The sequence below is a fragment of the Neisseria musculi genome, from assembly GCF_014297595.2.
Classification (GTDB): Bacteria; Pseudomonadota; Gammaproteobacteria; order Burkholderiales; family Neisseriaceae; genus Neisseria; species Neisseria musculi.
In genome coordinates, this window is the sequence record NZ_CP060414.2 from 407,113 (window position 1) to 426,694 (window position 19,582).

Genomic DNA, 19,582 nt, shown 5'->3' on the forward strand with positions numbered 1-19,582 from the left:
AAACGGTTTTTTTGCAAAGGTTTCAGGCCGTCTGAAAGCAGTTTTTAACGTGTTGCCGGTAAAACGTCCGTTTAGTTTTTGCCGGTGTATTGCTGCAACAGTTCGCGGAATGCCGCGCCGGTTTCGGGGTGTTTCAAGCCGTAGGCAATGGTGGCTTCGAGATAGCCCAGCTTGCTGCCGCAGTCGTAGCGGGTGCCTTCGAAGGCGTGTGCCAGCACAAATTCGTGATCGAGCAGGCGGGCGATGCCGTCTGTGAGCTGGATTTCGTTGCCCGCGCCGCGCGGCAGGTTGGTGAGCAGGTCGAAAATGCGCGGGGTGAGAATGTAGCGGCCGACCACGGCCAAATTGGAAGGTGCCTCTTCGGGCTTGGGTTTTTCGACAATATTGGTGATGCGTTTGTAGTTTTTGAGGTTTTCTGTTTCTACAATGCCGTAGGAGCCGGTTTGGGCGGGATCCACCGTTTCCACGCCCAACACGCTGTTGCCGGTTTGGTTGTAGATATCGACCATCTGTTTGAGCGCGCCTTGCGGGGCATCGATTAAATCATCGGCCAAAATCACGGCGAAAGGGTTGCTGCCCACGGCGGCGCGGGCGCACAGCACGGCGTGCCCCAACCCTAAAGCTTCGGCCTGGCGGATATACAGGCAGGTAATTTGCGGCGGCAGAATGTCTTTAACGTGTTCGAGCAGTTTGTTTTTATTGCGCTGCTCCAGCTCAGTTTCGAGTTCGTAGGCTTTGTCGAAGTGGTCTTCGATGCTGCGTTTGTTGCGGCCGGTAACAAACACCATTTCGGTGCAGCCTGCCGTCACGGCTTCTTCTACGGCGTATTGAATCAGGGGTTTATCGACAATCGGCAGCATTTCTTTGGGGCTGGCTTTGGTGGCGGGCAGAAAGCGGGTGCCCATGCCGGCAACGGGGAATACGGCTTTTTTAATCGGTTTGATCATGTGTTGCTCCTCGAATTAATGGGGAATGTACCGTCATACGGCGCGGCCTGAGCCTGCCTAAAATTCACAGGCCGTCTGAAAAACGGCGGCCGTGCTTTAACGTAACGGATTTTACTGGTTTGCGGCAGGGGCGGATAGGTCGGATTCATTTGCCGCTATCCAGCAAAGCCTTCAGTTGCGCTTCATCCAACACCGCCACGCCCAAGGCCTGCGCTTTTTCGAGCTTGCTGCCCGCTGCTTCGCCTGCCACCACATAGTCGGTTTTTTTCGACACGCTGCCCGAAACTTTACCGCCTGCGGCTTCAATCAGGGCTTGAGCTTCATCGCGCTTGAGCGTGGGCAGGGTGCCGGTGAGCACGAAGGTTTTGCCCGCCAGCGCGGCGGGGCCGTCTGAAACCGTGTTTGGGTTTTCAGACGGCATCCCGTTTAAAAATGCTTCGATGCTGTGCAGCAGGGCGAGGTTTTCAGGCCGGCTGCGCCATTGCTGCCATTGCGCGGGCAGTGCGTTGTCGTTTATCAGGCCGGCCATGCTTCTGCCGGCCAAATCCCACAGTGCGGCGGCGCGGGTTTCGCTGGTTTTGTAGCCGCTCAGGCGGGCGAGCCATTTCTGCGGTTGGGCATATTGTGAAACCAGCAGGGTAACGGGCTGGCTTTTCGGCGATACGCCGGCAGCCAGCAGCTCGTCTATCATGGCCTGCTGCCCGGTTTGGGCGAAAAATCGGGCAATGGAATGCGCCACCACGGTGCCGATGTCGGGCAGGCAGGCCAGCAGCGGCTCGGGGACGCGGCGCACTGTTTCGAGCGTGCCGAACGCCTGCGCCAGTGATTTGGCGGTGCGCTCGCCCACATGGCGTATGCCCAGCGCAAACAGAAAGCGCGCCAACTCGGGCTGTTTGCTCGCTTCGATGCCGGCGAGAATATTTTCGGCCCATTTGACGGGCGGCTGTTTTTTGCCGTTTTTGCGGCCGTCTGAAAGCGTTTCGCCGCCGTTTTCCGGTTGTGTTTCGCTTTTGTCGGCGTTTTCTTTCATCTGCTGCAGGGTGGGAATATCGAGGCGGTATAAATCGGCGAAATGTTTCACCCAATCCTGCGCCACCAGCTGCTCGATTTGCCGCTGCCCCAGGCCTTCGATGTCCATTGCTTTGCGCGAGGCGAAGTGAATCAGCCCCTGTGCGCGTTGGGCGCGGCACAGCATGCCGCCGCTGCACCGTGCCACCGCTTCGTCTTCTTCGCGCTCGATGCCGCTGCCGCAAATCGGGCAGTGCCGGGGCAGGCAGTATGGCGGGTAAACGGGTTCGCTGCGGCTTTCAGACGGCCCCGCAAACATATCGCCCTGCAGGCCGTCTGAAACGGCGGCGGCTTCGCTCATCGGGCGGCGCTCTAACACCACGCGCACCACTTCGGGAATCACATCGCCCGCGCGGCGAACCACCACGGTGTCGCCCACCCGCACGTCTTTGCGCTGCGTTTCGCCTTCGTTGTGCAGGGTGGCGTTGGTAACGGTTACGCCGCCCACAAACACCGGCTGCAGGCGGGCAACGGGCGTGACCGCGCCGGTGCGCCCCACCTGCACATCGATGGCTTCCACCACGGTGAGGGCTTCTTCGGCGGGGAACTTGTGTGCAACGGCCCAGCGCGGTGCGCGCGAAATAAAACCCAATTTCTGCTGTTCGGCCAGGCTGTTTACTTTCACCACCATGCCGTCTATTTCATAGGGCAGCTTGGGGCGTTGCTGCTGCATGGCTTCGTAAAACGCCAACGCGCCGGCGATGTCGGGGAATACGCCGTAATGGCCCTCGGGCAGGCTGAAGCCCAGTTTTTTCAAGTATTCCAGCTCTTCAAAATGGGTGGCGGGCGCAAAGCCGCCTTCGCGGCGGGCGATGGCGTAGGCAGAAAAGTGCAGGCGGCGGCGGGCGGTGATGCGCGAATCGAGCTGGCGCAGACTGCCGGCGGCGGCGTTGCGCGGGTTGGCAAACAGTTTTTGGCCGGCGGCGGCCTGCTGGTGGTTCAGGGCGGCAAAATCGGCTTTGAGCATCATCACTTCGCCGCGCACTTCGATGAGTTCGGGCACTTGATCGCCGTGCAGCCTGAGCGGCACGTTGGCGATGGTTTTCACATTTGGGGTAACGTTTTCGCCCACCGAGCCGTCGCCGCGCGTGGCGGCGCGTTCCAGCACGCCGCTGCGGTAGAGCAGGCTCACGGCCAGCCCGTCAAATTTCGGTTCGACAACATATTCGGGCTGCCGGCCGCCCAGGCTGCCGCGCACGCGCCCGTCAAACGTATACATTTCGGCATGGTCGAACGTGCCGCTTTCGTGCTGCGGCGAAAAAGCGTTGGAAAGCGAGAGCATCGGCACTTCGTGGCGCACGCTCTCAAAACCTGCCAGCGGCTCGCCGCCCACGCGCAGGGTGGGGCTGTCGGGCAGGCGCAAATCGGGGCGGGCGGCTTCAAGCGTTTCCAGCTCGCGAAAGAGCGTGTCGTATTCGGCATCGGGAACGCTGGGGGCATCAAGGGTGTAGTATTCGTAGGCGTAGCGGTTGAGCAGGCCGGTCAGTTCGCGGATGCGGAGGGCGGGATTGTCCATAAGTTGGGGCCGTCTGAAAATAAAATTTTGAAAATCAAGATAAAGGTTTTTCAGACGGCCGGGTGTGTGAAAGGCCGTCTGAAATCAAACGGGCTGTGTAAGCTGCCCGGTTGTCGAAACATCGGCCGGATATCCGGGCGGGATTCGGCGGTTTTGCGTTTCGGGGGGGGGGCCGTCAATCTAAAATAATAAAACCAATAATAAAACCGCGCGGCTCTGCTTTGTTTCGCTCAAAGGGAGTGTTTGGCGGCGAGCCGGTTTGGTGCTGCCCTATGCGGGCGGTGCCGGGTTTCGTTCTGTGCCGGCTTGCTGTGTGCGGATGGCCGGGGCGGCGGCAGGCATGGCGGCGGGGAAGCGGGTTTTGCAAGGGCTTCGGGATAAGGCTGCCGTAAAAAGCGGGCGGTGCTGCGGCAGGGGTGCGCTTATGCTTCTGCCACTGCAAATGCCAGCACCAGGCCGCCTTCATCGCTCATGCTCAAATGCACGCGCCTGATGCCTTTTTCTTGCAGCCATTGCTGCAAATCGGGCTCGCAGATAAATTCGGGCTTGCCCAGCCCGTCGTGCCCCACGCCGATGTTGCGCAGGCTCACGGGCGAGCGCAGGCCGGTGCCTACGGCTTTGGCGAAGGCTTCTTTGGCGGCAAAGCGTTTGGCGAGAAAGTTTGCCGGCCTGCCCGCCTGCGGGTATTCGAGCAGTTCGATGCGGCTGAGCAGGCGCGCTGCGAAGGCGCGGCCGTATTTTTTGTGCAGTTTCTCGATGCGCTCCAGCGCAACGATGTCGGTGCCGGTTCCGTAAATCATAGGGTTTCCTTTTTCCTTTGCGGGTTTTCAGACGGCCTCAATAGGGCAGCGGGCGTGCTCTGAATATGGCTTCTTTCATCTGCCGTATCGCGGCGGGCAGGCCGATGAACACGGCTTGGGCAATCAGCGAGTGGCCGATGTTGAGCTCGCGGATGGCGGGAATGCTGGCAATCGGGGCGACGTTGTGGATGGTGAGGCCGTGGCCGGCATTCACAACCAGCCCCAAACTGCTGCCGAAATCGGCACCTTTTTCGATGCGCTGCAATTGGGCGGCGCGCACCTGCGGGGTGGCGGCATCGGCATAGGCACCGGTGTGCAGCTCGATAACGGGCGCGCCCACATCGCGGGCGGCCTGAATCTGCGCTTCATCGGCATCGATAAACAATGAAACGCGGATGCCCGCTTCGGTGAGGGTTTGGGTGAAGGCGGCGATTTTGTCTTGCTGCGCCAAAACGTCGAGGCCGCCCTCGGTGGTGATTTCTTCGCGTTTTTCGGGCACGATGCACACGTCTTCAGGCATCACTTTCAGGGCGTTTTCGAGCATTTCTCCGGTGAGTGCCATTTCGAGGTTCATGCGGGTGCGGATGGCGTTTTTGATGGCGGATACATCGGCATCTTTGATGTGGCGGCGGTCTTCGCGCAGGTGCAGGGTAATCAGGTCGGCACCGTGGGTTTCTGCAATCAGCGCGGCTTCGAGCGGGCTGGGGTAGGGGGTGCCTCGGGCATTGCGCAGGGTGGCGACGTGGTCGATGTTTACGCCTAGTAACATATATGGTTCCTTTTTTACCGGCGTTGGGCCGGGTGTTCGAAAATAAAAATGATGCAGCGCGGCTTTTGGCTCGAAGAGCAAGATTCTGCAAGCAGCCGAAGCGGAAACATAACCGGTTTCGCGCTATAGCCGGCCGTCTGAAAATAAAACGGCGGCAGCATCGGTTTGTCTGTGTTGCCCGCAGCCCGGTGTTTATTGTAGCGGACGGGCTGTATGCGCGGGCTGTGCGTTTTGCCGCTCGGTTTCATTCTGGCTTTGAACGGCTGTATTTTTTCAGACGGCCTGGCAGGCGGACAAAAGATTCAGGCCGTCTGAAACGCCTGCATCTGCTGCAATACCTGCCGCGATTTGATGCCTTCGGGCAGGCGGAAATCCAACAGCATACGGGTGAGCTTGAGGGTTTGCTGCAAACTTTCGCCGTTGTCGAAAATGCCGTTGCGCAGTTGGATTAAGGTGCTGCCGTCCACCGCCACGCCCTGCGCTTCGTGTTGCGGCAAGCCGCCTGCCTGTGCCAGCGGCAGTGGGGCGTGTTCGGGGCGCAGCCAGTAAGTTTGGCCGGCGGCAACCGGTTGGCCGTGTTCATCGTTTTGCAGATCGGGAGCGAAGCCCAGCCCGGTGAGCAGCGTCCACTCGAAGCGGCGCAGGGCGGCAACATGGTCGGGTTCTGTGCAAACCGAACGCATCAGGGTGTGGAGTGCGTCATATAGGTCGGGGTGCGGGTCTTCGCGGGCGGTGAGCCGGTATATCAGCTCGTTGGCATACAGCCCGCTGAACAGGGCGCGCCCCTGCGGCTGCCGCCAGCCGCCCAGCCATTCGGCGCGGTGCAGGGTTTTTAATTCTTGGGAACCATACCACGATGCGCTCACGGGCACAAACGGCACCAGCACACCGCGCAATTCGCTTTGGCGGGTGCGGGCGCTGCGGGCGAGCAGGGCTACGCGCCCGTAGCGGCGGCTGAACATTTCCAGCCGCAGGCTGCTTTCGCGCCAGGGCTTGGCGGTGAGCAGGAAGGCGGGCTCGTGGTTGATGCGGTGGGTTTGGGCGGGCATATCGGTTTATTTAGTTTATATATTATTAGTATATTTGTTTTGGCCGAGGCCGTCTGAAACCTTTTCAGACGGCCTCGGATAGGGTTTGTTGCCAATCCGCTTTATTTTCGATAGAGGGCGGCAAGCCGCAGGCCGTTACAGACAGTGCGGCAAGGCGTGGCAGCAGGTAGCGGAAACCAGTGGAGCCGTTATTATAGGGTGTGCCTGCTCCGTGCGGCGTTGCTGCACTCCGGTTTGGGGTGTGGTTCGGGCAGGCCGCCGGACAGCAACGCAACCGGTTCGGTAACGTTGGCGCGGCCTGCGGTTTGCCGCCTTGTGTCGGAAAGGTGTGAATCCATGAATTTGCTACCTGTGTTTTTCCAGCCATACCCCGCTCTCGATATGGGGGGTAAACGGAAACTGGTCAAACAGTGCCATGCGGCGTATGCGGTGGGTTTGCGCCAGTGTGTCGAGGTTGGCGAACAGGGTTTCGGGGTTGCACGAAATATAAACCACATGGTCGAACTGCTGCACCAGCTTCAGGGTGGCGCTGTCGAGGCCGGCGCGCGGCGGATCAACGAAAATAGTGGAAAAGCGGTAGTCGGCCAATGCGATGCCTTGCTCCCGAAGGCGGCGGAATTTGCGGGCGCCGGTGTAGGCTTCGGTAAATTCTTCGGCCGACAAACGGGCGATTTTCACGTTGCCGCTGCCGTTGGCTTCTATATTCCATAACGCGGCCTGCACCGAAGTTTTCGACACTTCGGTGGCCAAAACTTTGTCGAAACTGCGCGCGAGCGGCAGGGTGAAGTTGCCGTTGCCGCAATAGAGTTCCAGCATATCGCCGCCCAAAGGCCGCGCCACGCTGCACGCCCAAGCGAGCATTTTTTCGCAGACGGCGGCATTGGGCTGGGCGAAGCTGCCTTCGTATTGGCGGTAAACGAAAGGCTGCCCTTCCACATGCAGTTTTTCGGTAACGAAATCCTGCTTTAACACGATTTTCTGGCCTTTGCTGCGGCCGATCACGGCGATGCCCAGCTCGTTTTGCATCGCTTCGGCGGCGGTGCGCCAGGCTTCATCGAGCTTTTTGTGGTAAACCATCGTTACCAGCATTTCGCCGCTCAGGGTGGCGAGAAATTCCACCTGATACCAGCGGTTCCGCAGCACGCTTTCGCGGCCGGCGGCAGCGAGCAGGCGCGGCATCAGGCAGTTTATGGTTTCGCAGGCGGGGGGAAAGCTGTCGCAGCGGTGCATGGTTGCCCCGCCGGCTTTGCGTCCCTGCTCAAACATGGCGTAAAACATGGTTTGGCCTTCGTGCCAAACTCTGAATTCGGCGCGCATGCGGTAGTGTTGCCGGGGTGAGTCGAACACTTCCAAACCGGGCATGGGCAGCGGTGCGGACAGCTGCCCGATGCGGCGGATTTTTTCGTTTAGCTGGTGCCGGTAGGCGGATTCGGTCATGGTTGGGGCCATCGTGGGAAAGAGGGCGATTATATAGTGGAAATACGTTTTTTTCGCTTTCGGGCAGCTTGTTTTCAGACGGCCTGTAAGGGAGGGGTTGTCTGAAAACAAATCCAACGTTGGTTTACAGCCAGCCGTCGGGCGAGACGGGCCGGTTGTCGAGCAGTTTGATAAATCCGGCCACCACGCGGTAGATAAACCACACGCTTGCCGCGAGAATAACCGCAAAGCCGATGAAGATAAATACCGTGAGCCAGCCGATGAGCATACCCAGCAGGGTGTACCAAAAAGTTTTAATCAGATATTGCGCATGGCTGCGGTAAACCGTGCCCGCCATTTCACCGCGCTTCAAATAGGCCATAACCACGCCTGCCAGCGCGGTGATGCCGTTAACCAGCGACAGGGCGTAAAGGGCGTAGATGATGATGGTGTAGGTACGCAGGCTGTCGCCCGGCGCGGGGCTGTTGTGTTCGATAACATTGTTGCTCATGGCAGTTTCCTTTTTTGGTTGGATTGCGGGCGGAGGCAGGTTGGAACAGCCGGCCGGCACGCCTGTTATTATAAAGTAAGCGGGCGCCGTTGTTGCCCGTCATCGGCGCAAGAGGCAGCGGCCGCCGTTTCGGCCGCACGGGCCGGTCAGGGTAAATCTTTACTTGTTTTGAGTTATTTTTTCAGACGGCATAAAACAAAAGCCAAATCAACGGCATAAAAATGCAGGCGGTGTCGTTTGCACGCCCAGCCCCGTTTCGTGGTGCGGAAATGCCAAGACACGGAACTTTTTATCTGTTATGGTTGCCTAACACCCGTCTGTGCCGAGAGGCGCATTGAAATCCAACATTAACGGAGTAACTTTAATGAAAGCAAACTTGAAAATCATCGTTCCCGCCCTGGCTGCGGCAACTGCATTGAGCGCCTGCGGTATGTTCGGCAAAGACAAGCCCAAAGCCCAGCCCGCCCCCGCGCCTGTTGCGCAACAGCAACAGCAGCAGGCGCCCCAGGTTCAGGCTCCGCAAACGGTTCAGGTTGATTCTATCGATGGCAAAAAAGAAGTGGCCTACAAATGCGGCAACAAAGGCCAAAACCCGCTGAATGTGATGTATGGCTTCAAAAACGGCGAAGTCGTGGTTGCCCAGGTTAAATATCAAAACAGGCTTTCTCCCGGCCTGATGCGTGTTGTCGGCAATGATGACCAAAACATTTTTGCCGGCGGCGGCATCACTTGGGCGGCAGGCAAAGCCACTGCCGCCAATGTGGATAAAGTGGACGGCAATATGCTGACCCAAGAGGCGGTGGAAACCGTAAACGGACGGCAGCAGCAGGTTTCCCAAATCGTAACCCGCAGCTGCCTGCTCGACAAAGCAGGCACTGCCAAACTGAACAAGGCCGCAGCGCCTGCCAAAGCCGCGAAAAAAGCACCGGCTAAGAAATAACCGCCCTGAAACAAACACGGGCAGACAAACACAGGCCGTCTGAAATGATTTTTTTCAGACGGCCTTTGCCGTGTTTGCGCGATACCGGGTTATGCCTGCATGGCGGATACGCATTTCCGTTGCGCTCAGCAAGGCAGGGCGGCAGGCCGCAAACGGCGGGAAGGTATTATGGAAACGATAATGCTCTGCCGCCGTTTCGGCAGCCGGTAAAACCGCTTTCTTCGAACCGGGCAGACGGAACGGGGCGGAGCGGGTTTGCCGTACCCGCGCCGCCCGCCGGAGCGGGTGCCGGGCAACGGCGGTATGGGGAAACGGAAGGGTACCGGCATGAAAAAGGCCGTCTGAAATGATTTTTTCAGACGGCCTTTTTCAGACGGAATGGTTTTTGCCAAGCCCCCACCTCATACAAAATACCCGGGTCAAGCCCGGGTATGGTGTGTGTGAAAAACAGATATTGTGTTGCGGCGGCATATCGGCCTGTTTGTGTTACACCCTGCGGCATTCGGTATGCACCCGGCCCGGTTTCAGCTTGCTGTGGGCATCGCGCAGGGCGGTGCGCAGGCCTTCTTCGATAACGGGGTGGTAGAAGGGCATATCGAGCATTTGCGGCACGGTCATCTTTTGCTGGTGTGCCCAAGCCAAGAGATGCGCCAAGTGTTCGGCGGCGGGGCCGGCAATTTCGGCGCCGAGAAACAGGCCGCTGCCTTGTTCGGCATATATGCGCATATGGCCTTTATTGACCCGCATCACGCGGCTGCGGCCCTGGTTGCGGAACGATACTTCGCCGATAACCACGCATTCGGGGTTTGGATAGCGCTCTAACACCCGCGCATAGCGCAGCCCCACGGTGGCGATTTGCGGGTCGGTAAACACTACGCCGATGGGGCTGCGGCGCAGGCCGTTGGCGATATCGGGGTAGCGGCCGGCGTTGTCGCCTGCGATTTTGCCCTGGTCGGCGGCTTCGTGCAGCAGCGGCAGCTGGTTGGAAGCATCGCCCGCGATAAAGATGTGGGGAATACTGGTTTGCATGGTCAGCGGGTGGGCTTTGGGTGCGCCGCGCCCGTCTAATTCGATGTTTAAGTTTTCCAGCCCGATGTTATCGGTGTTGGGGCGGCGGCCGATGGCGGCCAGCAGGTAGTCGGCAGTGTAGAGGCCGCGCTCGCCGCCGCACACCCAATGCACTTCCACTCTGCCTTCCTGATTGAGTTTGACTTCGGTTTGTTTGGGATCAACGTTCAAATGCAGCGGCAGCTCTTCGCCGAAAACGGCTTTGGCTTCGGCCAGCACCACGGGGTCGGTGATGCCGCCCAATGTGCTGCCCGTGCCGAAGACGGCGGTTTTCACGCCCAAGCGGTGCAGGGCTTGGCCGAGTTCCAGGCCGATGACGCCGGGGCCGAACACGGCCACGCTCCCGGGCAGGGTGTTCCAAGAGAATACGTCATCGTTGGTAATCAGTTTGCCGCCCAGCGTTTCCCATTGGGGCAGGATAACGGGGCGCGAGCCGGTGGCGATCACGATGCGGCCGGCTTGGATTTGGGTGTGGTTGTCGATTTGGACGGTGTGTTCGTCAATGAATCTGGCGTTGCCCATGATGCGTTTGGCGGCCGGCCATGCTTCTACATCGCTGACCACGAAGCCGACAAAACGGTCGCGTTCGGATTTCACGCGTGCCATCACTTCTTCGCCGTTAACGGTGATGCTGTTTTTGTCTAAATGAATGCCGAACGGGGTGGTGTGCAGGGCATGGTGGCGCGCTTCGGCAGCGGCAATCAGCAGTTTGGAGGGCATACAGCCGACGCGGGCGCAGGTGGTGCCGAAAGCGCGGCCTTCGATCAGGTAAACATTTTCGGTGTGGAGGCGGGCATTGCGGAATGCGGCCATGCCGGCGGTGCCGCCGCCGATAACCGCAACGTCTGCTTGAAGTTGTTTCATGGAGTTGTCCTTTGGAGGTGCCGTTTCAGACGGCCTTTAGACGGGTGTAACAAAATTTAAATCGATTCGGAGCCGGAAACGGTTTTGCCGGTTTGCGTCAATCCGCTGTTTTTTCAGACGGCCTAGATGGTGTCGGATCCGTCTGAATATTGGAAATGTGCCGTTACGGTTGGATAACGGAGCGTTTCTGGCCGGTACCGGAACCGCAGACGGCTGCGGGTTATTTGGAGAGAAACATTTCGAGCGCTTCGCTGCCGCCGATGTATTTGCCGCCGACAAACACTTGCGGAACAGAGGTTTTGCCGGTGATGGCGCGCAGCGAAACGGTGGTGGCATCTTTGCCCAAAACGATTTCTTCGTAATCCAACCCTTTATTTTTAAGAAGTTTTTTGGCTTTGGTGCAGAAGGCGCAGCCGGGCTTGGTGAAGATGGAAACGGATTCTTGCTGTTTCCAGCCGGGGTCGATGAATTTCAGCATGGTGTCGGCATCGGAAACTTCGAAGGGGTCGTCTTCTTTTTCAGGCTCGATAAACATTTTTTCGATTTTGCCGTTGTCCACCAGCATAGAATAACGCCAGGAGCGGTTGCCGAAGCCCGCGTCTTCGTGGCTCACCAGCATACCCATGCCTTTGGTGAATTCGCCGTTGCCGTCGGGAACAACGGTGATGTTTTCGGCTTTCTGGTCGGCCAGCCAGGCGTTCATCACGAAAGTGTCGTTTACCGATATGCACAGAATGCTGTCGATGCCGCGCGCTTTAAATTCATCGGCCAGCTCGTTGTAGCGCGGGAGGTGGGTGGAAGAGCAGGTGGGGGTGAATGCGCCGGGCAGCGAGAACACCACGACTTTTTTGCCCTTAAACAGATCATCGGTGGAAACGTCTCTCCAAGAATCGCCTGTGCGGGTGTGGAACACAACGCCGGGAACGTGTTGGCCGGTGCGGTCTGCTAATGCCATTTTGAACTCCTGAGCAATGGTAATATTGATAAATAAGGGTATTGGAAATGATAGGGGGCGCATTCTACGCCCTTCGTGTTGGTTTGGATAGCTTGCGGTTCAGGCAGCCTGGGCGGGGTTGGCCGTTTGAAGCATGGGAATAAAAAAACAAAATGTTAAGCCGGCTGCTGATGCCGGAGCGTTTGCCGGCCTGTTTGGAATGTAGGGGTGAAACGGTTGTGCGCCGGCGGCCAAATGTTTCAGACGGCCTTCGGGAAAGTGGGGGGAAGGCCGTCTGAAAGCCGGAAAATATGGGAGGAAAACAGAGCAGCCCCTTTTGCGGCGGCAATCATCCTTATCGGCATTCGGGGCGGCCTTCAACATGGCCGAGATAACCGGGCCATCCCGAGACATGGCGCAACTGTTTGAAAACACGGTAAGGCTTTGCAGAAAACGTTGAACAGCTTTCGTGGGGCGGTTTAACGTTGCGCCAGCACGCGGGCTGCCGTATCCACCACCGCCTGCGTTTGCGGGTCGATTTCGACATTTACCGCATCGCCCGCGCGGCGGCTGCCGAACAGCGTGCGCTGCAGGGTTTCGGGTATCAGGTGCACATTGAACTCGCCATCGGTTACGCTGCCGATGGTGAGGCTGCAACCGTCCAAGCCCACGAAGCCTTTGGTAAGGATATAGGGTTTTAATTCGGGCGGTAGCGCGAGCCATAGGGTGCGGTTGTGCGCACTCTTTTCGATGCGGGTAACGGTGGTGGTGGCGATGATGTGGCCGCTCATCAGATGGCCGCCGATTTCATCGCCGAAGCGGGCGGCACGCTCGAGATTGACGGCGCTGCCCACGCTGAGTGCGCCGAGGTTGGTTTTGGCCAGCGTTTCGCCCATCAGGTCGAAGTCTGCCAGCCTGCCGTTGATTTTGGTGACGGTAAGGCAGCAGCCGTTGTTGGCAACAGAAGCGCCGGTTTGCAGATTGTGCGCCATTTCTTCGGGCAGCTCGACTGTGTAGGTGCGAAAATCGGGAGAGGGCGCGTGCACGGCAGCGATACGCCCCATGCCCTGAACGATGCCGGTAAACATAAGTTTTTCTTTCCTTTAGATAATAAATAGAATAGGCCGTCTGAAAGCAAAGGTTTCAGGTTTTCAGACGGCCTTATTGGGTTTTCAAGCGATAACGGCTGCGCCTGAGAGGCCGATAAACAAACCGGCAATCACCGCGCTCATCAAGTTGGAGAGCGAGCCGGCCGCCACCGCTTTGAGGCCGAGGCGCGCGACATCTTTGCGGCGGTTGGGTGCCATAATGCTCAGGCCGCCCACCAGCACGGCGATAGAACCCAGATTGGCGAAGCCGCACAAGGCAAATGAGATAACCGCCTGTGTGTTTTCGCTCAGTTTAACCGCCGACTCGGGGCTTAAATATTTCACAAATTCAGAATACGCTACAAATTCGTTCACTACCACTTTCTGCCCGATTAGCGAGCCGGCGATGCTCGCTTCGTGCCACGGCACGCCGATTACCCATGCTAGCGGCGCAAACAGCCAGCCCAAAATGGCCTGCAGGGTCAGACCCTCGTAACCGAACCAGCCCGCCACGCCGCCGATGATGCCGTTGAGCATGGCGATTAAGGCCACGAATGCCAGCAGCGATGCGCCCACCGCCAGGGCAATCTGCGCGCCCGTTACTGCGCCGCCCGCCGCCGCATCAATCACGTTGGCGGGTTTTTCTTCTGCATCGGCGGCGGTGTCGATTTCCGCTTCGGTTTGCGGTTTTTCGGTTTCCGGCACCAACAGTTTGGCAAACAGCAGGCCGCCGGGGGCGGCCATAAACGAAGCGGCAATCAGGTAGGGCAGGGGCACGCCCATCTGCGCGTAGCCGCCCAACACCGAGCCGGCCACCGAAGCCAGGCCGCCGCTCATCACAGCAAAGAGCTCCGATTCGGTCATGTTGCGGATATAGGGGCGCACCACCAGCGGCGCTTCGGTCTGCCCCACAAAAATATTGGCCGCCGCCGACATCGATTCGGCTTTTGACGTGCCCAACACCTTTTGCAGAAACCCGCCGATGATTTTAATCAGAATCTGCATCACGCCGATGTAATACAGCACCGCCACCAGCGATGAAAAAAACACAATCATCGGCAACACGCGCAGGGCAAACACAAAACCGCCGCCGCCGAACACTTCAAACATTTTGTCCGACACTAACCCGCCAAACAAAAAGCCCACGCCGTCGCCGCCGTAGGCAATCACCCTGCCCACCGCGTCCGACACCGCCGAAAGGCCGTCCCGCCCCCACGGCACATACAGCACCAGTGCACCCAAAGCCACCTGGATTAGCAGCGCACCCGCCACCGTGCGGATATTGATGGCTTTGCGGTTGGTGGAGAGCAACACCGCAATGGCAACCAGCACTGCCATACCCAGCAAACTGTTTAAAATGCCCATTGCGCTTTCCTTTGTTGAAGAAGTGCAGGCATTATAAAGGAGCGCGTAATAGAGATGGCAGAATTTTCAGACGGCCGACAAGCGGGGTGGGTTGAAAATGACCGGGCAGCGGAGTCGCCGGCCGGAATAGATTCAGCGGATCCATTTCATTTCCGTTACGGCATTGTCTGCGGCTTGCCGCCGTGCCGGAAATAAATCGGATTCGGCATGGTGTAAACGTTTCCGTTGCCGGTTCAGTGGTTTGCAGGGCCTTTTTCTCTGTGTTGGGGCGGGGCGATGCCGTGTTATTTTAAATTTAATCCGCCGCATAAAGCTTTTGACCCATGCCGGAATTGGGATAAGATAAGGCCGTCTGAACACACTTTTGAGAGAAAGAGCAAATATGGCTTACCATTTTACCCTGCCTTCCAGCGCCGGCCGTGATTTCGTTTCTGCCGAACATCTGCCGCTGGTGGTGTATTTTTACCCCAAAGACAGCACGCCCGGCTGCACCACAGAAGGCTTGGATTTCAATGCCCGCCTGGCACAGTTTGAAGCATTGGGCTATACCGTGGCCGGCATTTCGCGCGATAGTGTGAAGTCGCATCAGAATTTTTGTGCCAAACAGGGTTTTCAGTTTGAATTGTTGAGCGATACTGATGAAAGCGTGTGCAGAATGTTTGACGTGATCAAACTGAAGAAACTTTACGGCAGGGAATCGTTGGGCATCGAACGCAGCACTTTCGTGCTCGGCGGCAACGGTGAAATTATCCGCGAATGGCGCAAGGTCAAAGTGGCCGGCCATGCGCAGGAAGTGCTGGAAGCCCTGCAAAACAACCCGTAGCACGCCAATGGCTCCCGGTTGGGAAAATATCATCTTTCAGACGGCCTAAACAGCTGTTTGAAAGATTGAAACGGTTAAAACCGGTTTGTTTAAAACCAATCAATTCAATTGTAATTTAATAATGTTTGTTAAAAACTTCCCGCTTGCGCGGCATTGTTTCCAAACGCATCATTACCTAACCGTATCCCTGAATCCGCAAATCCAAATTAATAAAGATTAACTTATAATCAAGCTAAATATTTTAATTAAAAAATATAATTTAAAAAATTAACGTTTGTTTAATCAAACTAATATTAAAAGTGGGGCTGTCCTAGATAACTAGAACAAATCCTGCTTTACTAATTGTTTTAAAATAGAAATTTGAAATTTTATCTCACTGTTGTTAAAACGCCATTCACACTCTTTCAAATACAGTTCCAAATGCTCTTTGGGAATGCCGTTAAACTTGCGTAAATGGCGTTTTGCTTGGTTCCAAAAGTTCTCAATTCCGTTAATGTGATTTTGTCGCTCAGCAAAATGTGTGCTGTGATTGATCCGAAAATGTGAAAATTCGCTCACATCAAGAACGTCATAACTTTTGTAACAATCGGTATAAACAATGCTATCAGGCTTCACTTGCTCGCGGATAATTGGCAATAAAGTCGCAGTTTGTGTATTGGGTACGGCAACGGTGTAAACCTTACCATTACGCTTCAAAAGCCCGAATACAGCCACTTTGCCAGCCGCACCGCGACCACGTTTGCCTTTGCGTTGTCCGCCAAAATAGCTTTCATCAACTTCTACTTCACCATCAAGCATTTCCAGATGCGGGCTGTTGTGATAGATAAGTAAGCGCAAACGGTGGAAGTAATAGGCAGCGGTATTTTTATTGACGCTAACTAATTGCGCCGCTGTGCGGGCGGTAACACCTGCAACAAATAGTTCAATCAGTTTGTTTTGCTTGTACTGACTTAAACGACTTTTTCTCATAGGGATTATTCTAACCTGAAGTTAAATTTCCCTAGTTATCTAGTACAGCCCCTTAAAAGTTATCTAAACTTTTTGAAAAAAATGCTATGTCTAATGAATTTCTCGACTATGCGGCATTATTCTTTCTGATATTTGCCTGCATAGTGCTGTTTTACGGCATTATCGCCATTCACGATATTCCTTATGAAATTGCCACAAAGCGCGGCCACCCGCATCTGGAAGCAATACACTATGCGGGTTGGGTGAGCCTGTTTACACTGTACGTTATCTGGCCGTTTTTATGGATTTTGGCAACCCTTTGGCAGAAAGACAAAGGCTGGGGCGGCAGCAACCGCCAAGCCGAAAGCGAAAATATGGCCAAACTCAACCAATATCTTGAAAAAACAAGTGATTTTGAAAAACAAAACCATAAATTGAAGCAAGAGCTTTCTGCGATTAACCAAAAATTCCACCAGATTTCGGAACGCCTGCTGCATCTTGAGCAGGGCAAAACTGCAACCGGAACCGAAACTGCAACCGCACAAATACAAGAGAAGGAATAAATCAAAGTGGAGCTCATGCTACTTCTGATATACAGCAGTATCTGTATCTTCATATTCAAAGTTTTCCGCATTCCGCTCAACAAATGGACGGTGCCTACTGCCATCTTGGGCGGCGTGGTGATGCTCACCGGTATGCTGCTGGTGATGAACTATAACCACCCCTACACCAGGGCGGGCAGCCAATATTATATTTCCACACCGATTATTCCCAATATCCGCGGGCGCGTTGTCGAAGTGGCCGACATCAAACCCAACCAATTGGTAAAAAAAGGCGATGTGCTGTTTAAAATCGACCCCACGCCTTATCAGGCAGCAGTGGATTTGCGCAAGGCAGAGCTGGCCGATGCCGAAAGCAGCATCAAAACCATAGATTCCGATTATCAGAGCGCCAAAGCACGGGTGGAAGAGGCCAAGCTCACCATGGCCCGGTGCAAATAGGAATACGAGCGTTACGCCCAACTGGTTAAAGCCGATGCGGTTGCCAAAACCGACTATGAAACCAAACGGCGCGAATATACCTCCAGCAAAGCCGATTATGAAGCCGCTAAGGCCGCTGGTGGTGTTCAAACTCAACAGCGACATTTCGCAATACAAAGTGCCTTACGGCAGCAATGTGGAAATCGCCATTTACACCGAACACTTCCACCATTTGTCGACCATGCGCAAAATCCTGCTGCGCATGAACAGTTGGAAAAACTATCTGTATTTAGACCATTAAACCCGACCGCCCAAACCGATGCCTGTTTGAAAACTTCAAACAGGCATTTTTACAGCATTCCGATCAACCGTCCCGCCGGCCGTCTGAAACCGTTACCCTTATACCCAAACCCGTTTTCTTTTGCGGGGTGTTAAAATAGCGTATCAGTTTCCGAAACATTCTTTAATGAATTACCCCTGTTTATACGCCGCCCCGTTCGGCAACATCACGTTGGTTTTCGATCATCAACACAACCTGCTCGAGCTGCACCTCTCCGGCAAGCCCGAATATGCGCCGTATCCCCTGCCCGAAGCGTGGCGGCACAAGCTCGATGATTACTTTGCAGGCCGTCTGAAAAACTTCGGCCACCCCGTTTCCAAACAGGGCACGGCCTATCAGCAGAAAGTGTGGCAGGCGATTGCAGAAATCCCCGCCGGACAGGTGGCAACTTATCAAGACCTTGCCCGCAAAATCGGCAGCCATCCTCGTGCCGTCGGCGGCGCGTGCGGCAAAAACCCGCTGGCACTGGTGGTGCCCTGTCACCGCGTGGTTGCCAAACACGGCCTGGGCGGCTTCTCCGGCGGCGGGAGTGAAGCACTCAATATCAAACGCTGGCTGTTGAAACACGAAGGCGTGGAAATATAACCCGCACGCCGAGCCTTTGCCAAAAACTTTGAGCCCGCCTAAAACACCGTTTTTTTGTCATTTCCGCCTACACGGAGCGCGCGCAGCGGGCTTGCAGAGTAATACGGAAAATAAACTTTTTATGATGGTTTTTCATTTTGCAAAGCGCTCGGGCCGTCTGAAAAAATGCAACCGGATGATTGAAATATGAACAGAGCCCCCCAACCCGATTTACAGAAACGCCCGGCCGGGATGGAAATCCTTTTGGCCGAAACGCAGGCCGGCAAAGCGCGGGCAGAAGCCCATTGGGCGGCAGTTGAGACCCAAGCCGCCCAAGCTGCCGTGTTGGTATATTGGCGGTTTTTGCCTTGCATCGTAACGATTAGCCCTGTGAACCCCGTTTATGCCGTCTGAACAACACCCCGACACCCTGGCCGAGCGCCTGCTCGAACATTTGTGGCTGAGCCGGCGTTTGAGCCGGAACACGCTCGATGCCTACCGCCGTGATTTAGAAAAAATCGCCGGCCGCCTGCGCGGGCAGGGCTTGGATTGGCAGAGTGCGCAAAGCACCGACTTGGCCGAGGCCGTTTATCATGCCGGTGAACAAACGCGCTCACAGGCACGCGCCCTGTCGGCCTGCAAGCGGCTCTACGGCTGGCTGCTCGAAACCGGGCAGCGAGCCGACAACCCCACCCGCCATCTCAGCGCGCCCAAGCAGGCGCCAACCCTGCCCAAACTGATTACCGAAGTGCAAATCGATGCGTTGCTGAACGCACCGGACACTGAATCGCCCTACGGCCTGCGCGACAAAGCCCTGCTCGAGTTGATGTATGCCACCGGCCTGCGCGTGAGCGAAGCGGTGAAGCTGAAAATAAACGAAGCCAACTTGAGCAAAGGCATCATCAACACCATCGGCAAAGGCAACAAACAGCGCATTGTGCCGCTGGGTGCCGAAGCCGTGTATTGGATAGAACGCTATCTGGCCCTAGCGCGGCCGCAATTATTGAAAAACCGCATCTGCGAAGCATTGTTTGTGAGCCAGAAACGGGTCGGCATCAGCCGCCAGCTGGCGTGGATGATTGTGGAAAAATACGCCGCCGGCGCCGGCATACAGCACCTCAGCCCCCACAGCCTGCGCCATGCCTTCGCCACCCATTTGGTCAACCACGGCGCCGATTTGCGTGTGGTACAACTGCTGCTCGGCCACGCCGACATCAGCACTACGCAGATTTACACCCACGTTGCCAACGAGCGCCTGAAAAGCATCGTGCGCGAGCACCATCCGAGGGGCTGATGCAGGCCGTCTGAAAAGGCTTTCAGACGGCCTGCGGCATTATCCGGGCGGGTGTGGGCGGCCGTCTGAACCGTGCGGGGTCGGCGCTTGCCCGGAGGCAAAGGAGCGCAGTCAATTTTATGTTTTTGGGTTCTGCCAATACCTGCGTCAGGCCGTCTGAAAAGGTTTTCAGACGGCCTGACGCATTATCAGAGCGTGCGTGCGCAGGCCGGGATAGTGAACCGAACCGCTTCATTTATGCTGCAGCGTTGCCGTGCCCGGGCTCAACGAAAACGGTTTTGCCGGCCAAGCGGCAACG

At 56.4% G+C, this 19,582-nt stretch carries 22 protein-coding genes; 8 read left to right on the forward strand and 14 right to left on the reverse strand.

What is annotated here, in order from left to right:
* Positions 1 to 71 precede the first annotated feature (71 nt).
* From galU to H7A79_RS02015, 8 genes are all read right to left on the reverse strand, one after another.
* On the reverse strand, positions 72 to 944 hold the full coding sequence (galU, locus tag H7A79_RS01980) for a UTP--glucose-1-phosphate uridylyltransferase GalU (RefSeq protein WP_187001591.1): 873 nt from the start codon (positions 942 to 944) through the stop codon (positions 72 to 74).
* 148 nt (positions 945 to 1,092) lie between these two features.
* Positions 1,093 to 3,531 carry an NAD-dependent DNA ligase LigA gene (gene ligA / locus H7A79_RS01985; protein WP_187000898.1) on the reverse strand — a complete coding sequence of 813 codons (2,439 nt, stop codon included), beginning with the start codon at positions 3,529 to 3,531 and terminating at the stop codon, positions 1,093 to 1,095.
* A gap of 422 nt (positions 3,532 to 3,953) precedes the next feature.
* The gene (gene acpS / locus H7A79_RS01990) at positions 3,954 to 4,331 is read right to left on the reverse strand and encodes a holo-ACP synthase (protein ID WP_135034339.1); all 378 of its coding nucleotides are present in this window, start codon (positions 4,329 to 4,331) and stop codon (positions 3,954 to 3,956) included.
* A 37-nt stretch (positions 4,332 to 4,368) separates the two neighbouring features.
* Positions 4,369 to 5,100: a pyridoxine 5'-phosphate synthase gene (gene pdxJ / locus H7A79_RS01995; protein WP_187000899.1), complete on the reverse strand. Its 732-nt coding sequence runs from the start codon at positions 5,098 to 5,100 to the stop codon at positions 4,369 to 4,371.
* Positions 5,101 to 5,402: 302 nt separating this feature from the next.
* Positions 5,403 to 6,149 carry a DNA repair protein RecO gene (recO, locus tag H7A79_RS02000; RefSeq protein WP_135034337.1) on the reverse strand — a complete coding sequence of 249 codons (747 nt, stop codon included), beginning with the start codon at positions 6,147 to 6,149 and terminating at the stop codon, positions 5,403 to 5,405.
* Between the two features lie 191 nt (positions 6,150 to 6,340).
* Positions 6,341 to 6,487, reverse strand: coding sequence for a hypothetical protein (locus H7A79_RS02005; protein WP_187000900.1), 147 nt, complete (start codon positions 6,485 to 6,487; stop codon positions 6,341 to 6,343).
* A 7-nt stretch (positions 6,488 to 6,494) separates the two neighbouring features.
* Complete coding sequence (gene trmA / locus H7A79_RS02010) at positions 6,495 to 7,586, reverse strand: tRNA (uridine(54)-C5)-methyltransferase TrmA (RefSeq protein WP_246408117.1); 1,092 nt, start codon at positions 7,584 to 7,586, stop codon at positions 6,495 to 6,497.
* A gap of 124 nt (positions 7,587 to 7,710) precedes the next feature.
* Positions 7,711 to 8,076: a DUF4870 family protein gene (locus H7A79_RS02015; protein WP_187000901.1), complete on the reverse strand. Its 366-nt coding sequence runs from the start codon at positions 8,074 to 8,076 to the stop codon at positions 7,711 to 7,713.
* 364 nt (positions 8,077 to 8,440) lie between these two features.
* On the opposite strand from H7A79_RS02015, the gene H7A79_RS02020 reads away from it, so the two are divergent.
* Positions 8,441 to 9,016 carry an ACP-like domain-containing protein gene (locus H7A79_RS02020; RefSeq protein ID WP_187000902.1) on the forward strand — a complete coding sequence of 192 codons (576 nt, stop codon included), beginning with the start codon at positions 8,441 to 8,443 and terminating at the stop codon, positions 9,014 to 9,016.
* A 125-nt stretch (positions 9,017 to 9,141) separates the two neighbouring features.
* Here H7A79_RS02020 and H7A79_RS02025 read toward each other — a convergent pair whose 3' ends face one another.
* From H7A79_RS02025 to H7A79_RS02045, 5 genes are all read right to left on the reverse strand, one after another.
* Complete coding sequence (locus H7A79_RS02025) at positions 9,142 to 9,408, reverse strand: hypothetical protein (RefSeq protein WP_187000903.1); 267 nt, start codon at positions 9,406 to 9,408, stop codon at positions 9,142 to 9,144.
* A 94-nt stretch (positions 9,409 to 9,502) separates the two neighbouring features.
* Entirely contained in the window at positions 9,503 to 10,948 is a 1,446-nt protein-coding gene (locus H7A79_RS02030; protein WP_187000904.1) for a dihydrolipoyl dehydrogenase, read from the reverse strand.
* A 220-nt stretch (positions 10,949 to 11,168) separates the two neighbouring features.
* Complete coding sequence (locus tag H7A79_RS02035; RefSeq protein ID WP_135034334.1) at positions 11,169 to 11,903, reverse strand: glutathione peroxidase; 735 nt, start codon at positions 11,901 to 11,903, stop codon at positions 11,169 to 11,171.
* Positions 11,904 to 12,361: 458 nt separating this feature from the next.
* Positions 12,362 to 12,970: a riboflavin synthase subunit alpha gene (locus H7A79_RS02040; RefSeq protein ID WP_187000905.1), complete on the reverse strand. Its 609-nt coding sequence runs from the start codon at positions 12,968 to 12,970 to the stop codon at positions 12,362 to 12,364.
* An 84-nt stretch (positions 12,971 to 13,054) separates the two neighbouring features.
* Positions 13,055 to 14,335 carry a NupC/NupG family nucleoside CNT transporter gene (locus tag H7A79_RS02045; protein WP_187000906.1) on the reverse strand — a complete coding sequence of 427 codons (1,281 nt, stop codon included), beginning with the start codon at positions 14,333 to 14,335 and terminating at the stop codon, positions 13,055 to 13,057.
* Positions 14,336 to 14,717: 382 nt separating this feature from the next.
* Between H7A79_RS02045 and H7A79_RS02050 the strand changes: the two genes are divergently transcribed.
* Positions 14,718 to 15,158, forward strand: coding sequence for a peroxiredoxin (locus H7A79_RS02050; protein ID WP_187000907.1), 441 nt, complete (start codon positions 14,718 to 14,720; stop codon positions 15,156 to 15,158).
* A gap of 318 nt (positions 15,159 to 15,476) precedes the next feature.
* Here H7A79_RS02050 and H7A79_RS02055 read toward each other — a convergent pair whose 3' ends face one another.
* Complete coding sequence (locus tag H7A79_RS02055) at positions 15,477 to 16,127, reverse strand: IS1595 family transposase (protein WP_187000374.1); 651 nt, start codon at positions 16,125 to 16,127, stop codon at positions 15,477 to 15,479.
* 86 nt (positions 16,128 to 16,213) lie between these two features.
* Between H7A79_RS02055 and H7A79_RS02060 the strand changes: the two genes are divergently transcribed.
* The 6 genes from H7A79_RS02060 (at position 16,214) to xerD (ending at position 19,284) form a co-directional block, all read left to right on the forward strand.
* Complete coding sequence (locus H7A79_RS02060; protein WP_187000908.1) at positions 16,214 to 16,669, forward strand: DUF3302 domain-containing protein; 456 nt, start codon at positions 16,214 to 16,216, stop codon at positions 16,667 to 16,669.
* A gap of 15 nt (positions 16,670 to 16,684) precedes the next feature.
* Positions 16,685 to 17,107 (forward strand): HlyD family secretion protein, encoded by a 423-nt coding sequence (locus tag H7A79_RS02065; RefSeq protein WP_214646396.1) that lies wholly within the window; start codon positions 16,685 to 16,687, stop codon positions 17,105 to 17,107.
* Positions 17,108 to 17,204: 97 nt separating this feature from the next.
* The gene (locus H7A79_RS02070; RefSeq protein WP_214646397.1) at positions 17,205 to 17,387 is read left to right on the forward strand and encodes a hypothetical protein; all 183 of its coding nucleotides are present in this window, start codon (positions 17,205 to 17,207) and stop codon (positions 17,385 to 17,387) included.
* Positions 17,388 to 17,552: 165 nt separating this feature from the next.
* Positions 17,553 to 18,011, forward strand: coding sequence for a methylated-DNA--[protein]-cysteine S-methyltransferase (locus H7A79_RS02075; RefSeq protein ID WP_135034329.1), 459 nt, complete (start codon positions 17,553 to 17,555; stop codon positions 18,009 to 18,011).
* A gap of 186 nt (positions 18,012 to 18,197) precedes the next feature.
* Positions 18,198 to 18,404 carry a hypothetical protein gene (locus tag H7A79_RS02080; protein WP_187000909.1) on the forward strand — a complete coding sequence of 69 codons (207 nt, stop codon included), beginning with the start codon at positions 18,198 to 18,200 and terminating at the stop codon, positions 18,402 to 18,404.
* The gene (gene xerD, locus H7A79_RS02085; protein ID WP_135034327.1) at positions 18,394 to 19,284 is read left to right on the forward strand and encodes a site-specific tyrosine recombinase XerD; all 891 of its coding nucleotides are present in this window, start codon (positions 18,394 to 18,396) and stop codon (positions 19,282 to 19,284) included. Before H7A79_RS02080 ends, xerD begins: the two co-directional genes overlap by 11 nt.
* Positions 19,285 to 19,582: the final 298 nt, after the last annotated feature.

Excerpts from the sequence above, each read along its gene's own strand:
- ligA (WP_187000898.1), bottom strand. The coding sequence starts at position 3,531 with ATGGACAATCCCGCCCTCCGCATCCGCGAACTGACCGGCCTGCTCAAC.
- acpS (WP_135034339.1), bottom strand. The coding sequence starts at position 4,331 with ATGATTTACGGAACCGGCACCGACATCGTTGCGCTGGAGCGCATCGAG.
- pdxJ (WP_187000899.1), bottom strand. The coding sequence starts at position 5,100 with ATGTTACTAGGCGTAAACATCGACCACGTCGCCACCCTGCGCAATGCC.
- recO (WP_135034337.1), bottom strand. The coding sequence starts at position 6,149 with ATGCCCGCCCAAACCCACCGCATCAACCACGAGCCCGCCTTCCTGCTC.
- H7A79_RS02005 (WP_187000900.1), bottom strand. The coding sequence starts at position 6,487 with ATGGATTCACACCTTTCCGACACAAGGCGGCAAACCGCAGGCCGCGCC.
- trmA (WP_246408117.1), bottom strand. The coding sequence starts at position 7,586 with ATGACCGAATCCGCCTACCGGCACCAGCTAAACGAAAAAATCCGCCGC.
- H7A79_RS02015 (WP_187000901.1), bottom strand. The coding sequence starts at position 8,076 with ATGAGCAACAATGTTATCGAACACAACAGCCCCGCGCCGGGCGACAGC.
- H7A79_RS02020 (WP_187000902.1), top strand. The coding sequence starts at position 8,441 with ATGAAAGCAAACTTGAAAATCATCGTTCCCGCCCTGGCTGCGGCAACT.
- H7A79_RS02030 (WP_187000904.1), bottom strand. The coding sequence starts at position 10,948 with ATGAAACAACTTCAAGCAGACGTTGCGGTTATCGGCGGCGGCACCGCC.
- H7A79_RS02035 (WP_135034334.1), bottom strand. The coding sequence starts at position 11,903 with ATGGCATTAGCAGACCGCACCGGCCAACACGTTCCCGGCGTTGTGTTC.
- H7A79_RS02040 (WP_187000905.1), bottom strand. The coding sequence starts at position 12,970 with ATGTTTACCGGCATCGTTCAGGGCATGGGGCGTATCGCTGCCGTGCAC.
- H7A79_RS02045 (WP_187000906.1), bottom strand. The coding sequence starts at position 14,335 with ATGGGCATTTTAAACAGTTTGCTGGGTATGGCAGTGCTGGTTGCCATT.
- H7A79_RS02050 (WP_187000907.1), top strand. The coding sequence starts at position 14,718 with ATGGCTTACCATTTTACCCTGCCTTCCAGCGCCGGCCGTGATTTCGTT.
- H7A79_RS02055 (WP_187000374.1), bottom strand. The coding sequence starts at position 16,127 with ATGAGAAAAAGTCGTTTAAGTCAGTACAAGCAAAACAAACTGATTGAA.
- H7A79_RS02060 (WP_187000908.1), top strand. The coding sequence starts at position 16,214 with ATGTCTAATGAATTTCTCGACTATGCGGCATTATTCTTTCTGATATTT.
- H7A79_RS02065 (WP_214646396.1), top strand. The coding sequence starts at position 16,685 with ATGCTACTTCTGATATACAGCAGTATCTGTATCTTCATATTCAAAGTT.
- H7A79_RS02070 (WP_214646397.1), top strand. The coding sequence starts at position 17,205 with ATGAAGCCGCTAAGGCCGCTGGTGGTGTTCAAACTCAACAGCGACATT.
- H7A79_RS02075 (WP_135034329.1), top strand. The coding sequence starts at position 17,553 with ATGAATTACCCCTGTTTATACGCCGCCCCGTTCGGCAACATCACGTTG.
- H7A79_RS02080 (WP_187000909.1), top strand. The coding sequence starts at position 18,198 with ATGAACAGAGCCCCCCAACCCGATTTACAGAAACGCCCGGCCGGGATG.
- xerD (WP_135034327.1), top strand. The coding sequence starts at position 18,394 with ATGCCGTCTGAACAACACCCCGACACCCTGGCCGAGCGCCTGCTCGAA.